Origin of the sequence: Maridesulfovibrio bastinii DSM 16055, from assembly GCF_000429985.1 — a bacterium.
In the GTDB taxonomy this organism is placed as follows: domain Bacteria; phylum Desulfobacterota; class Desulfovibrionia; order Desulfovibrionales; family Desulfovibrionaceae; genus Maridesulfovibrio; species Maridesulfovibrio bastinii.
On record NZ_AUCX01000031.1, the window covers coordinates 1 to 11,847 of the forward strand.

General features: G+C 43.3%; 16 protein-coding genes. 1 reads left to right on the forward strand and 15 read right to left on the reverse strand.

Annotation, left to right across the window (positions count from 1 at the left end; genetic code table 11):
* Positions 1 to 110, forward strand: a 110-nt coding sequence (locus tag G496_RS20970; RefSeq protein ID WP_156900662.1) for a transposase, incomplete at its 5' end; no start/stop codon positions are given.
* 623 nt (positions 111 to 733) lie between these two features.
* On the opposite strand, the gene G496_RS0113675 is transcribed toward G496_RS20970, so the two are convergent.
* From G496_RS0113675 to G496_RS0113745, 15 genes are read right to left on the reverse strand one after another with little or no spacing between them, the layout of a single operon-like run.
* The gene (locus tag G496_RS0113675; protein WP_027179773.1) at positions 734 to 1,828 is read right to left on the reverse strand and encodes a bacteriophage T4 gp5 trimerisation domain-containing protein; all 1,095 of its coding nucleotides are present in this window, start codon (positions 1,826 to 1,828) and stop codon (positions 734 to 736) included.
* Positions 1,813 to 2,502 (reverse strand): hypothetical protein, encoded by a 690-nt coding sequence (locus G496_RS0113680; RefSeq protein ID WP_027179774.1) that lies wholly within the window; start codon positions 2,500 to 2,502, stop codon positions 1,813 to 1,815. The genes G496_RS0113675 and G496_RS0113680 overlap by 16 nt, the downstream gene beginning before the upstream one ends.
* Positions 2,499 to 3,023, reverse strand: coding sequence for a baseplate complex protein (locus G496_RS19815; protein ID WP_051295061.1), 525 nt, complete (start codon positions 3,021 to 3,023; stop codon positions 2,499 to 2,501). Before G496_RS19815 ends, G496_RS0113680 begins: the two co-directional genes overlap by 4 nt.
* Positions 3,020 to 3,916: a hypothetical protein gene (locus G496_RS0113690; RefSeq protein ID WP_027179775.1), complete on the reverse strand. Its 897-nt coding sequence runs from the start codon at positions 3,914 to 3,916 to the stop codon at positions 3,020 to 3,022. Before G496_RS0113690 ends, G496_RS19815 begins: the two co-directional genes overlap by 4 nt.
* A gap of 2 nt (positions 3,917 to 3,918) precedes the next feature.
* Entirely contained in the window at positions 3,919 to 4,350 is a 432-nt protein-coding gene (locus G496_RS20665; protein WP_051295062.1) for a phage tail assembly chaperone, read from the reverse strand.
* An 11-nt stretch (positions 4,351 to 4,361) separates the two neighbouring features.
* Positions 4,362 to 6,038 (reverse strand): phage tail-collar fiber domain-containing protein, encoded by a 1,677-nt coding sequence (locus G496_RS20670; RefSeq protein WP_051295063.1) that lies wholly within the window; start codon positions 6,036 to 6,038, stop codon positions 4,362 to 4,364.
* The gene (locus G496_RS0113705) at positions 6,035 to 6,631 is read right to left on the reverse strand and encodes a phage tail protein (protein WP_027179776.1); all 597 of its coding nucleotides are present in this window, start codon (positions 6,629 to 6,631) and stop codon (positions 6,035 to 6,037) included. The genes G496_RS20670 and G496_RS0113705 overlap by 4 nt, the downstream gene beginning before the upstream one ends.
* A 2-nt stretch (positions 6,632 to 6,633) precedes the next feature.
* Positions 6,634 to 7,800, reverse strand: a complete 1,167-nt coding sequence (locus G496_RS0113710) for a baseplate J/gp47 family protein (protein ID WP_027179777.1) — start codon at positions 7,798 to 7,800, stop codon at positions 6,634 to 6,636.
* A 2-nt stretch (positions 7,801 to 7,802) separates the two neighbouring features.
* The gene (locus tag G496_RS0113715; protein WP_027179778.1) at positions 7,803 to 8,126 is read right to left on the reverse strand and encodes a DUF2590 family protein; all 324 of its coding nucleotides are present in this window, start codon (positions 8,124 to 8,126) and stop codon (positions 7,803 to 7,805) included.
* Positions 8,127 to 10,232 (reverse strand): phage tail tape measure protein, encoded by a 2,106-nt coding sequence (locus G496_RS0113720; protein ID WP_169725768.1) that lies wholly within the window; start codon positions 10,230 to 10,232, stop codon positions 8,127 to 8,129.
* A 2-nt stretch (positions 10,233 to 10,234) separates the two neighbouring features.
* Positions 10,235 to 10,384 (reverse strand): DUF6890 family protein, encoded by a 150-nt coding sequence (locus tag G496_RS21645; protein ID WP_034633363.1) that lies wholly within the window; start codon positions 10,382 to 10,384, stop codon positions 10,235 to 10,237.
* A 35-nt stretch (positions 10,385 to 10,419) separates the two neighbouring features.
* Positions 10,420 to 10,671: a putative phage tail assembly chaperone gene (locus G496_RS0113730; RefSeq protein ID WP_034633365.1), complete on the reverse strand. Its 252-nt coding sequence runs from the start codon at positions 10,669 to 10,671 to the stop codon at positions 10,420 to 10,422.
* Positions 10,672 to 10,673: 2 nt separating this feature from the next.
* On the reverse strand, positions 10,674 to 10,910 hold the full coding sequence (locus G496_RS0113735) for a hypothetical protein (protein WP_027179781.1): 237 nt from the start codon (positions 10,908 to 10,910) through the stop codon (positions 10,674 to 10,676).
* A complete protein-coding gene (locus G496_RS0113740) occupies positions 10,910 to 11,413 on the reverse strand; it encodes a hypothetical protein (RefSeq protein WP_027179782.1) in 504 nt (167 codons plus the stop codon). Before G496_RS0113740 ends, G496_RS0113735 begins: the two co-directional genes overlap by 1 nt.
* A complete protein-coding gene (locus G496_RS0113745) occupies positions 11,410 to 11,817 on the reverse strand; it encodes a hypothetical protein (RefSeq protein ID WP_027179783.1) in 408 nt (135 codons plus the stop codon). Before G496_RS0113745 ends, G496_RS0113740 begins: the two co-directional genes overlap by 4 nt.
* Positions 11,818 to 11,847: the final 30 nt, after the last annotated feature.

Sequence of the window (11,847 nt, forward strand, 5' to 3'; positions counted from 1 at the left end):
ACGGAACAACCGAAGGATTTCATCGCAAGATGAAGCTCATCCAGAGGCGAGCATACGGGTTTAGAAATTTTGAAAATTATCGGCTGCGTGTGCGGATTTTGTGCGGCTAGTCGAGAAGAAAAGCAACGGATGGAAATTTGATCAATCGGGCTTGCGCCCCTTTGTTTGGTGTAGACCCGTTTAATTATTGGAAATTTTAATGGTGGAGCTGGAGGGAATTGAACCCACGGCCTCTTGAATGCCATTCATAAGGCTAAAATATTTATCTTAATATTACGCATAGTTAAATTATTTTTTTTACGCCAAAATCTTGATATTACTACTTTTTACGACATGCAGTGGCGTAAAAATACGGCGTAAAAAACTATTAAAAATGTCTTCCCAAGATATACAACATACCTTTTTAACTTCACTTATATTTTTGAAAAATTTACTATCCCCTGCCATTCCACCATTAGGACTCTTAAAGCTGATTATCACTGTTGCAAAATTTTGCGCAACTATGCACTAATTGCAACTTGGTAAAAGATCCTGAAGGCTATATTCATAGCTTTATAAGTAGCCCTTTGCACTCTCATTGCTCTTGCAAAAAACAGCTCGAAATGACTCGAAGGTAAGGTACGGGTGAGTTCGATTTTTCCTAGCTTTTTCATTTTTTTATTTTGAGTTAAACAATTAAAGCCCTGCCTCATTTCTGAAGCAGGGCTTACTTTCAACAAATTATAAATTCGTACTATCGGGACATAACATCAAGCTGCCCACGATCAGAACCAATCTGGCTGGCATGCGCACTGACTTGTCCACCCTGATTGATTACACCCGCATCAGGATGAGTATGAACAGCCAAGACATCCAATGCCGCCCGCGTTTCCTGCATAAAATCAAGCATCAAAGGGAAAAAACTTATTCCACCGTCTGCAGTACTCATAGAAAAAGTTCCGGCTGTCATCTTTACATTTGCGGCCTGAATTTTTTTATCACCTGAAATATTTTCAGTACTCTGCCCTCCTACAACTTCGGAGAGATTCTTACTTACTGTAAGACTTCTGTTGCCACCAACGGTTGAAGTATGATCCTTCTTTACTTCATCAACTCTGTTACCTTTTATAGTGTAGGTATGATTGCCACCGGTAACGCCGTTCCAGTTTCTGGAAACAATCCAGCTACAGTCTGAGGCTGTGACAAAATTCAGATTATCAACTGCCGCCATATCAATATGACCACCGGATGTAAGCAACATTCCGCCGAGGGCTTCAATGTGCTTAACTCCGCCGATCTCTTCTTTGCTGTCAGCTGCTACTTTTAAAAAATGCCTAACGAAACTTACAGTTGAATCAACGGCCTCTATAACTCTTTGCAAGCTGCAATCGGTAATTTTTCCATGAGTTCGGCGCGTCCAGTTGCCATCCGGGTCTACACGCTGAAAAGTTTCAGCATCCTGCTGCCAGAGCAGTTCACCGGTTTTAAGCTCAGGCAAGGATAATCCCAGCGGGTATATCTGCCTGATTATAGGATGATCCGGCCTGCCGTAGGCAAAGCCGATTACAACCAGCGCACCTGTTTCCGGGAAACCATATACACCACGTTCCATGCCGGCACTGAATACAGGAAGAGGCACGTCTTTATAGACAGGATATGATGCATCCCTTTCTCCTTCAGCTGTCAGGATTTCAAGATCTACAGCATAACGAGGCCGGAATCGCTCACAGCTGCCGCCGTTCTGCGGTTCATCACTCACAGCCAAAACTCGGGCATATCTATCCAAGTGCAGCCCGCCTGAAAGCTCCGGGAAAATTTTGAGAAAAGCCCTTCTTATGACTTCACGCATGTGACCACCATTTCATGTCCCTTCAAACGCACCTGCTTAACACGCCGTCCATTAAGATTAGCCCCAGGCCTTAAAGCCGGGAAAATGGGACAAACCTCTGATCCGTCAGTTAAAACTCTATGAAACCATTTATCTGCAACTTTCAACAGCCTGGTAGCCCATCTGGAATCTTTCCACGAACCTATAAAAATTTGTCCATCCGGTTGTGGATTCCATACATAATCATCAATTTGAAAAACTTTGCCAATACTGGATATTCCATGGAAACCACTGCCAATTGTCTGAAAATATGGAACCCTTTTTATTGAGTATCCGTGCTCAGGGATAATAAAGACAAGCCCAGTTTTTTGAGTGTACTGTTCAAGGACGTCTTTAAGTGTTGGATGCCGCAAAGAGACAGGACATAGTTCAGCAAGCACCCCTGCAAGTTCACGACAAAAAATACGCTGCTGCGAATTATCAACCTTATAACATTTTTCAACATATCCGCTGAAAAACATTCTATCCTTATCCTGAAACGAATAGCCAACGTAAAACCGTACTAAGCCTGACACAGGTTCATTGGCCTGCAACTGAAAAACAGCACGCCCGGAACAGCTGAGTTCCAGTCGAATGTCTTCACTGACCAGTTTATACTCCTTCCCTGCTATTTCCAGCTTTTTGCGGATCTTCACGATACAATCCTATCCATGTCGTTAAGCACTTTTTTCAATGAAGTATCAGGGTCCTGTACTGATTGAACTTGACCAGTTGTCTGCCCCTGCTCTTTTTCAATAACAGCTGCGGTACCTTTTTGCCTTTGCTCCACTTTTTCAGGAACAGACAGATGTTCACGCAATTTAAAAGTTACTGACCAGGCCCGCTTATCATCCTGCTCGGACCATCCAACGCTTTCACAGCATTTAACCTGAGTAATCCCACCGGCATTAGCTGTAAGATTCGCTATGGTATAAACCTGCATTTCTCCGGTACTGTCCTTCGCTTCCAGTACACTGATCAGTTCCTGCAGCTTTGATTCATCTCTAAAATTAATATTCAATGATACGGATAAAGTTTTCGGCTTAATGCCCTTGTGCGCAGTATCTGTGCCTGAAGTTTCTCCGGATAAATCCTCTTCATGTATTTCCATACCGCCATCAACTTTCAGTCCATAGCCGGGGACGTTATAGCTTCCAAGTCTCAAAAATGTATTCATATTCCCAGCACCTCACGAAAAACAGTCATGGCTTCCTCTTCACCTATCCAGCAGCAAATTACAGCTAAAGGACTTGCCCCATCTCTCAATCCGAGTTTTGAGAAACCATTGCGTATTGTCCTCACACTACCGGAAATAAAAGCGGCCTCTCCTGCGCCACCAGTAAATATTGAACTCAGAGTTTCCCATTTTTCCAAGGACTCTTCGGAACGCTGCCGTTTCTTGGCCATCAATTCCTGAAGCAATGTTTCCGGACGTTTATTCTGAATGTCGTAACCGTGAGATATTCCCAGCAGTTCAGCCAGACATGCATCTATTTTTTTATTGGTGCTGTGCTGGCGTTCGTCCAGATATTGAAACTTGGGGGAGATGAAACCATTTCCTAAAATATATTTTTCTTTCTCAAGCACAGCCAGATCAGCGGCCCTGCGCTGTGCAAGCTGTAAAGGGACCAGTGGAAAGACCGTATTAAAAGCAGCCAGTTTGTTAGCCAGATCAGCATTGTCGTAACCGGAGATTTTAACGAATACAGCAGCATCTCCTTCCAACTCTTCATAAGGATCAGCCAGCTTGGCCATTACAGCTTCACGGCAGCCACCCGGAGAAAGGTAGGCATAATCCCCACGCCGGTCTCCGACAGGATGAATATAAGGATGAACACACAGAAATTTAGAACGAGTAGAAAGATACGCACTCAAATCAGCTGTCAATTCAGCGTCTTTACCTGCCAGCAAAGCAATGGGAGATTTATGGACCGGAATAGCTTCAGCTACCACGGATAAACGTGATCCGGCAGCGGATAAACCGTCAGGTACTCCATTTACAACCGAATCAACCTTTTCTTCCAATACGGTAGCTGAAGCAGGCACATTAAAATCAATAGATTTCCACACAGCTATTCCTGAATTTCAGGCCATGATACTTTGGAAATATCACCATCCCACGGAAAATTTTCATCAGTCGTAATATCCCGCAGTGCCTGCACATAAGTATCAAGCTTTGTGATATCATCAGTAGGAGTCAGCCCCTGCCTGATTTCTGAACGGTAACGCTCAATACGCCATTCTACAGCCTTGATGCGGCTGTCTCTTTCAGAGCGGATCGCGGAGGTCTGTTGATCAAAAGTTGGACCAGGCGCAGGTGTATAAACAATATGCCCTGAAGCATCGACGGTTGTGTTTTGTGGTCCAGCCAAAGCGATATCATGCCCGAACAGCGTATCAGCCTCGTCATCAGTTAGAGCTACTCCACCCATCGATTCTAGCCGTTCTGCGTCTGCCTCATTGTCAACATTGATAACACTACCCATATATATAAAAACTCGCATGATGTCCCCTATTATTGATATGCCCGCAATATAAAATTGTTCGAATGATCACCGATCTTAAATATAACACTTGTTGATGTCGGTATAACAATAAATGCATTTGTTGTACGAGTTGTCGCGTTTGATTGTGTGTTGCTAACTAACATATAATACGTGTGATCAATCGGTACTCGTCCATCCATTGCGCCGCTAACGGTAGCTATTTCAACGAATGTATCTACATTGCCGCTGTCTGCATCAGACAGCACAAACAAAGGTTTACCTATTTTTAATCCTGTAATTGTCCACGTCCCTTTTTCAGATCTGCTCGCCTTTAACTCCACAAGACCAGCGTTATCAGAAGCTTCAACAGCTTTATCATAAGCTCGTTTTACGGCAGCACTTGTAGCTAAACACTCAGAGCTGTCATATCCGACACCATCACTTTTAGCGTTGGGCAGATTACCAAGGCCAACTTGGACTGGAGTATGTCTATGACTTTTAGGGGCTTTGGTGTTTGCAGTGTTTAAAGCGTCAACAGCTTTATCATAAGTAAATTTTACAGCTCTGCTTGTAGCTAAACACTCCGAACTGTCATATTTGACTGAATTACTTTTAGCATTGGGCAGATTTCCGAGTCCAACTTGAGCAGGGGTATGGGTGTGACCTTTATCCGACTTTGCATCAAGATTAGACTGAAGTTCTATAACATTAGCGATTGTATGCCTATGGCTGGCAGAAGCCTTGCTATCCAAAACCGTCCTGATATCCGGGTGAGCCTGTGTGTCTGTATTATGATCTGTCAAATCCGAGGAGGCCATAGAACGGCTGGTACTCACTATGGTTTTCAAAAATGTTACCAGATCAGGTTCCACCCATTCAGTTCTTCTGCAATCTGTAACAGTACCGTTCTGATCAACTTCAGCGACTTTAACCAGATAGTGCTGAATACCGTCTTTAAGCTCATCATTAAAATTTTCACCGAATACAGGAACAACTTCAACCTGCACATCTGAGCCCTGCGGGACAAGAGCAACATCAATCCATACCGAACCGGGAAAATGACCTGCTGAGATTGAAATTGGCTGTTCCTGTTCAATACGGATTCCTTCAACATAGGCAATGCCGGCTGCTAATGAGTATGCTTGTCCATCACCTGACAGTTTAAAAGCATTTTTCCAAAATCTGGAACTCCCATATATATCCCGGTTGCTTTTCTGTTCCCGTCCGTCAATGCCGGAAAGCCTTGCGGAAAAATCCAGCTGCCAGGTATCAGCTGAGACAGTCATGCCTGTACTTTCAGCAGCACCTTCATAGGCGAGCATGATATTACGGGTCAGGTGGTTGCCCTGTATCTGTCCGGCTGTTTTAAATTTCTTTAAAGTTGGCAGAGTGGTTATGGCCACTACAACATCTTCAGCAGAAGAATAAAGTCCCAGCCAGTTAAAGTCCCAGTCTCCAAGATCAGAATCAAGAACTGCAGAATAAACCACCTGATTAGGGTTTACATACGCTTTGTACTCAGCCGGGATATCGTATTGGTAAACAATATGCTCTGCAGCCGGTTTCTGCATGGAACGGTTAATATCAGCGGACGGGTCAACGTCAGGAATATTGGCGATTATCATTTTATCAATGACTAAAGTTTTACCTGTTCCCTGCATACGGGCAATCAGGTTCTCGCCGGCAATAGTAATAATTGAACTCATAAATTAGCCTCTACAGTCAAAGTATCGTTATCAAAACAACCGCCATGCAGATTCACAGTAAGTGGCGGAATTTTCGCATAAACAGTTAAAGTATCGTGGTTAAATTCTTCAGATCTCACGGTAACGCTGACAGAGGTAATTATCTGCCAGTCGTAACGCCTGCAGGTCCTTCCGTAACATTGAATCAGAGTTTCCAGCAGGTTCTGATTTTCAGACAATTTATTATCAGGAAGACTGATGGAAACAATATCCCAATCCTGACCCGGAATACGTTCTTCAACTTCAATATAACCGACTCCAAGGCGCTTAAATATTCGCTTAAAGCCGACAACAGATCCGGAATCAACGGCATTGGCTCTGGCATATTTGATCCGCTTACGAAACAGATCCAGAGGCTCGCCTTCAAAGCGCTTAATATCACGCTGCCAGGCTAGCAGATTAAGAAAATCTTCCGTGCAGTTGTCGGGGTCCTGCATATTCACCGGAAGCATGGCCCAGTCTGAAAGTTTATCCCACCATTTCAGAGCCGATTTCCTCAGCTTCTCAAGCTCGGCCCCACCGAGCCAGAAAGGAAGTTTTAAAACAGGAATCATACTCAGAACTCCACTGTAAGGTCAGAAAGTTCAGGCAGATCCATTTGGCTTACGATGTCATCAGTGCGGTTGAACTCAATTGACAGCAGCTCTGAAAATTGATCATGCAATTCCCTATCAAGTTGAGACAGTGAAAAACGGGAAAATGGAAAGGTTTTTGTTACTTCATAATTAGAATTTTCGCGGAAAGCGCAGCGGATAAAATCTTCTACTCCCTGCCGGAGATTTTCTTTATTTTCTTCAGAAATATTTGCAGCAGTATAAATTTTAGCGGCCAGAGCAAAGGGTTTTAGCGGCATCGGAAAGCAGATCATATCATCCCCATGACCATGATGCCCTGAATTCCTGATGTAATCATTTATGGAATCCACAAAAGTCTGGGAAGGAGTGCCGGAATCAATCATGATATAGGCATTTGCACTGCCCGGTCCACGCGGGGCTCCGTGCTCAAAGTATATATAATCTGTCCGTATCCCGGCAAATAAAGCAATATCAGAAGTGTAAGCTGCATCGTGATGATACTGACCTACAGCTGAAAACTGATTCTGCCCACGCAGCCGGAAAGGTTCATCCTCTTCACGGTCTGCACCGGGCACGTCCAGCCAGTCACTTTCATTTCTAACGCTTGCAATGCCGGGAATCGGCCGCGGCAGGATGGAATAATAACCGGGGCCAAGATTATATGCCTCTCCGGTATTTTCAGCCTGAACAGGAACCTCTATGGAAAGCTCACCGTCCTTTGCGATGACTTCCTCTGACGTAACCAGACGATAGACATAGCCTGAAATAGCTGGAGTTTCGATTATGGTTCCTGCTGGGATTGTTAATGATCCTACAGAATTAATGCGGGTAAAAGTTATGTACCCCTGAGCGGCAGTAGCCTCTTTGCGTTCAAGGTCAAGTCCCCAGCAAAAAATATCAAGCCAGACTCCGGTTGCAGTCTTTAAAAAAGTATTAGGCAGAGCCGTATCCGCAAGCAGATCCACCAGCCATTTGCATGGCTTGGTCACAATAGCAGTTACAAGCCGCCAGAAAGGAGACCACTTTGAATCATTCTGGATAAGCATTTCCTGCTCTGCGTTGATGTCATTCCAGATCTTTTCCATCTCAGCTTCAGAGGTGGGAACACCTGCTTCTTTCAGCATTTTTCTATAATCAATATCACTCATATTCATGCCTCTAAGGTAAAAGCCAGATCACCAAAATCATAAGTAGTGGCGGTCAGATTAAAAATTCCTGGCTGACCAGCTAGTTCGATTATCTGACAGGAACCGGGAACAATGCGTTCGTCATCTTCAACCTGAATTTTAATTTTGATCAGGTTTTCAGCAGTCTTCAACGAATCACGGTTGGCCATAAGCTCAACCAGCAATCCAGTATCTCTGATCATGTTACAAATATCCTGAGTTATGCACGGTAGATCAGATACAAGCCGGGGATTACCACCAGCATCCAGAGTTATATCATTATCTGTTATCAGCAGATCAAAGTACATTTAGCACATCTCCAATGCCCATTGTTCATTTGTGTTGCTGTACGGGCCATAGTAGTTATTTGTGACAGGACCGCGCTGGCAGTTTTTAGAATTATTCTGATTGGATATATTTGCTATATCCTGCCGGATTCCTCCGGGCTGGATTGAAGTCTGCTTCATCTGATCGAGACTCTGAATACTTGCAGGCTTTACGTCCTGCGGCTGTATTTTCATTGAAGCAGCCACAGAGCCCTGAAGACTCTCAGGCTGAATCTGCACGGGAACTTTTACGGATGGATCAACAGAAGACGGCAAAGGAGCACTCTTGGCAGCAGATCCTAAAGTCTTAATCGCCTCCGGCGGTATTTCCATAGGGATATTATTAGAAACCTTAAGACTCTCAGGATTAGCCTTAGACTGTAATTGGGCATCAGCACCTGCAAGAACTGAATCAGTCTGCCCTTTGCCGGCTTTTTCCACTTGCTCAACAGTTGCTGTGCCTGAAAAAGAAAATCCAAGTTTATCCAAGACCCAGTTGACAATTTTTCCTAAAGACTTGAGCCATGAAATAACAGGATCAAAAACGGCTATAAGAGCTTTTCCCCACCAGGTATCTCCGAAAGCGTTCTTAAATGAATCCCACAGGTTGGAAATATACGGTAGAACAGCCATTAAAATTGCTAACGCAGCGATAATGCCGGCCACAACCATAACAACTGGATTAGCGAGAAAAACAGCGTTGAATATAGCCTGTGCAGCACTCCATCCCTTAGTGAATAAAGCCGCGACCTTGCTTATACCTGTCCATGCGCTGGTAGCCATGGTCCATCCCTTAGTAAATATAGCCGCAACCTTGGTAATACCTGTCCATGCTTTGGTAGCCATGTTCCATCCCTGCATGAAAACTTGAGCAACTTTAATAGCTGATGAGAACAAATAAATAGTTGCTATCAAACCTCCAAGAATCAATGCAGTCTGGCTAATCCATTTTACCACACCGGGATAAGCTTTAGTCCATTCAATTATTTTTCCTGAGACATCAGCAACCCAGTTGAACACATCAGCAAGTATTGGAACAAAGTAATTGCCAAGAACAATCTGTATGCTTTTAGCTCCCTGCAACATCCGCTGATACGGGTCGACGTTTTTCATCTCCATTGATTTGGCCTGAGTCATATCAGTAACGGCATTCAGCTTACCTGTAGCGTCCTTTAACCCGTCAATATTTCCAATAAGAGCCTTAACCACATCTGACCCTTCAGACCCGAAAGAATCCTTAAGGACCCCTAATTCAGAAGGATCAAAAGTATCTCCAAACTTTCCTTTAATCTTTTCCAGAATCTGAACCATTGGCAGCAATTTGCCATTGGAATCTGTAAAAGACATACCCAGCTTTTTCTGAGCTCCCTGCACGGATGAAAGGAACGCTTTAAACTTTTTGCCGGCATCTTTTGGACCAACGGAAGATTTCTGCAAAGTACCCAGCACGGCAAGTTGTTCAGAAAAAGATGCACCTGCGGCTTTACCTGCACCATTTAGAGTCGAGAATGATGCTTTCATATCTGCAACGCTGGAATGCATATATTGAGTGGCAGCAGCGGTTTTGGCGGCTACAACTTCAGCCCACTTACTTTTACCCATGGCGTTCGCTTTATCAGCATATAAGTTGAGCATGCTTGTCATATATGTAGTGACAGAGGCAGAATTCTCTTTTGTTGCTTTTGCCAGTATTCCTGTTGAGTTGGTTATAGAAGATAAATCTTTACCATGAAGACCATTTACTGAGGATTGGATCTTGGCAGCTGATTTTACGAAATCGGTAGCACTCTCACCATATTTTAAAGAATATTTAAGGGCATCATTTGAAAGAGCAGACAAGGCATCACTTTTTACACCTAGAAAGGCGGCATCTCCCATAGCGGAATTGAACTCTTCAGCAGGTTTCACCATAGAAATTATGTTGCTGAATGCTGATTGAAATGCACTACCACTATCTTTAATACTTTTAAGGGACGTTTGGAATTTACTGCTTAGCTTATCAATATTTTTATATATCTTATTGAAGATACTATCTGATTTACTTGCAATCGAATCCAATGAAGAGCCTAAACTATTTATTTTACCCAAAATCATCCCCTAAAAGCTTTCGCAATGCCATTACAGACTGCTACACTCATTTTTTCCCAATAATCTTTTTCCAAAAACAATGCTTCAGACATAGAGTCAGTATCAATTTCTCTCCCGGGAAACCATTTTGCTGAGTACAACTGCAATTGCATCAAACCGTTTCTTCCGATTTGATATGCAGCTTCCTCTACTTTCCCACTGTGATTTCCAGATCAGGAGAGTATTCCTCAATAATTTTTGCAGCGATCTGTATGGGTGCTCCGGGGAGTTCCATTACAGTCTTAAAATCATCCTTCTGCTCAGGCTTGATAGAACGCATCAAAAAATTATGTGCCGGGGTAACTTTGTTATTCGGCTGCATTTCATTAATGTACTGATTATAAATGGCTACAGTTACAGTAAATTCAAATTCCTGTCCGTTGATATTGAGAGCAATCATTTTTATTCCTTTAAATCTATTTTAGCTTCCAGACGGTCAAAACGTTTTTCCATCTGAGAAAAATATTTATCAAGTTGTGTATTAGAAACGTAATCCTTAGCCATTTCCAACCGCAGATCCTCTACAGCTTCACAATTTTTCATTAATGAACTGTGCAGGTAACGATTCCAAAGAATAACCAGTGGCCACAGCAATGTTACCAACCCAAAAATTATCCTTACAATAAGACCGGTATCCACTACTTTTGCCGTCCATCATTCTTCCAGTGAGGTTGTCCAAAAACCTGCAATAATAACGGTTCAAGGTTCTTAATGGTACGTTCTCCAAATAAAAAACCGAGAACCAGAATATTTATCACAATCAATGCTGTTTCCTGCCTGTCTGTCAGTTTCCATGAAGTAAACCACAGATAATCAAGGTAGAGGGTAGCAAAACCCCAGATAGGACGCTGACAGCCCCTGAGAAACATTATAATTTTTCCAACAACTGGCAGCTGCAAGAGATCCGAGGAAGTCCCTTCCAGAGTGGAAATGCGCTCGGTGACCTGCTTGTCAGCCTGCATAGCCAGAAGCATCATTTCCTTTTCTTTTTTATCTGCTGCAGCCTGTATGGCCATTGAAATTCTGCTTTTTTCAGCTTCACTCATATCAGGTGGGAAATATGATTTAACGGCATCAAGTATGGTCCCGCCGATACCTTTTTCTCCCCCGAACAAGTCACCTATTGCTGTAAAAAAACTCATTCCAACCCCAGAGCCAGAGCAATTCCCTTTTGAATAATTGTATGTTCGTAAGGTTGCTGCCCGTTCTCATGCCTTATAATTGCCGTGCAGAGTTCACCCAGAAAATCCGCGACAGCTATTTCTTCATGGGGTGCAACACCACATTCGGATGAGACATGTTCAATATATGCGCCTGTGTCATTTTCAACAGGAGGAGCCCAGCGATTGATGATCCCGAAAACGGTATTCAGACCGTATTTACGCTGATAGGTCAGCAAAATCTTAGCCATTGCCCTGATGCCGTATTCAGGGCTTTTAAATGAGCAAAAAGATTTATCAGGCTGAAGCTCAGCCAGACCTTCCCAGTTAATTCCATGACGAATATTTCCAGGATTATTGTTTCTTATGCCTCTTGGAATATCCATCATTACTCCTCTTCATCTCGTGCCGTTACT

Bases quoted from the DNA above. Each gene is read 5' to 3' on its own strand.
- G496_RS0113740 (WP_027179782.1), bottom strand. From the start codon at position 11,413: ATGAGTTTTTTTACAGCAATAGGTGACTTGTTCGGGGGAGAAAAAGGT.
- G496_RS0113675 (WP_027179773.1), bottom strand. From the start codon at position 1,828: ATGCGTGAAGTCATAAGAAGGGCTTTTCTCAAAATTTTCCCGGAGCTT.
- G496_RS21645 (WP_034633363.1), bottom strand. From the start codon at position 10,384: ATGCAATTGCAGTTGTACTCAGCAAAATGGTTTCCCGGGAGAGAAATT.
- G496_RS20665 (WP_051295062.1), bottom strand. From the start codon at position 4,350: ATGCGAGTTTTTATATATATGGGTAGTGTTATCAATGTTGACAATGAG.
- G496_RS0113745 (WP_027179783.1), bottom strand. From the start codon at position 11,817: ATGGATATTCCAAGAGGCATAAGAAACAATAATCCTGGAAATATTCGT.
- G496_RS0113730 (WP_034633365.1), bottom strand. From the start codon at position 10,671: ATGATTGCTCTCAATATCAACGGACAGGAATTTGAATTTACTGTAACT.
- G496_RS0113710 (WP_027179777.1), bottom strand. From the start codon at position 7,800: ATGAGTGATATTGATTATAGAAAAATGCTGAAAGAAGCAGGTGTTCCC.
- G496_RS0113705 (WP_027179776.1), bottom strand. From the start codon at position 6,631: ATGATTCCTGTTTTAAAACTTCCTTTCTGGCTCGGTGGGGCCGAGCTT.
- G496_RS0113715 (WP_027179778.1), bottom strand. From the start codon at position 8,126: ATGTACTTTGATCTGCTGATAACAGATAATGATATAACTCTGGATGCT.
- G496_RS20670 (WP_051295063.1), bottom strand. From the start codon at position 6,038: ATGAGTTCAATTATTACTATTGCCGGCGAGAACCTGATTGCCCGTATG.
- G496_RS19815 (WP_051295061.1), bottom strand. From the start codon at position 3,023: ATGAATACATTTTTGAGACTTGGAAGCTATAACGTCCCCGGCTATGGA.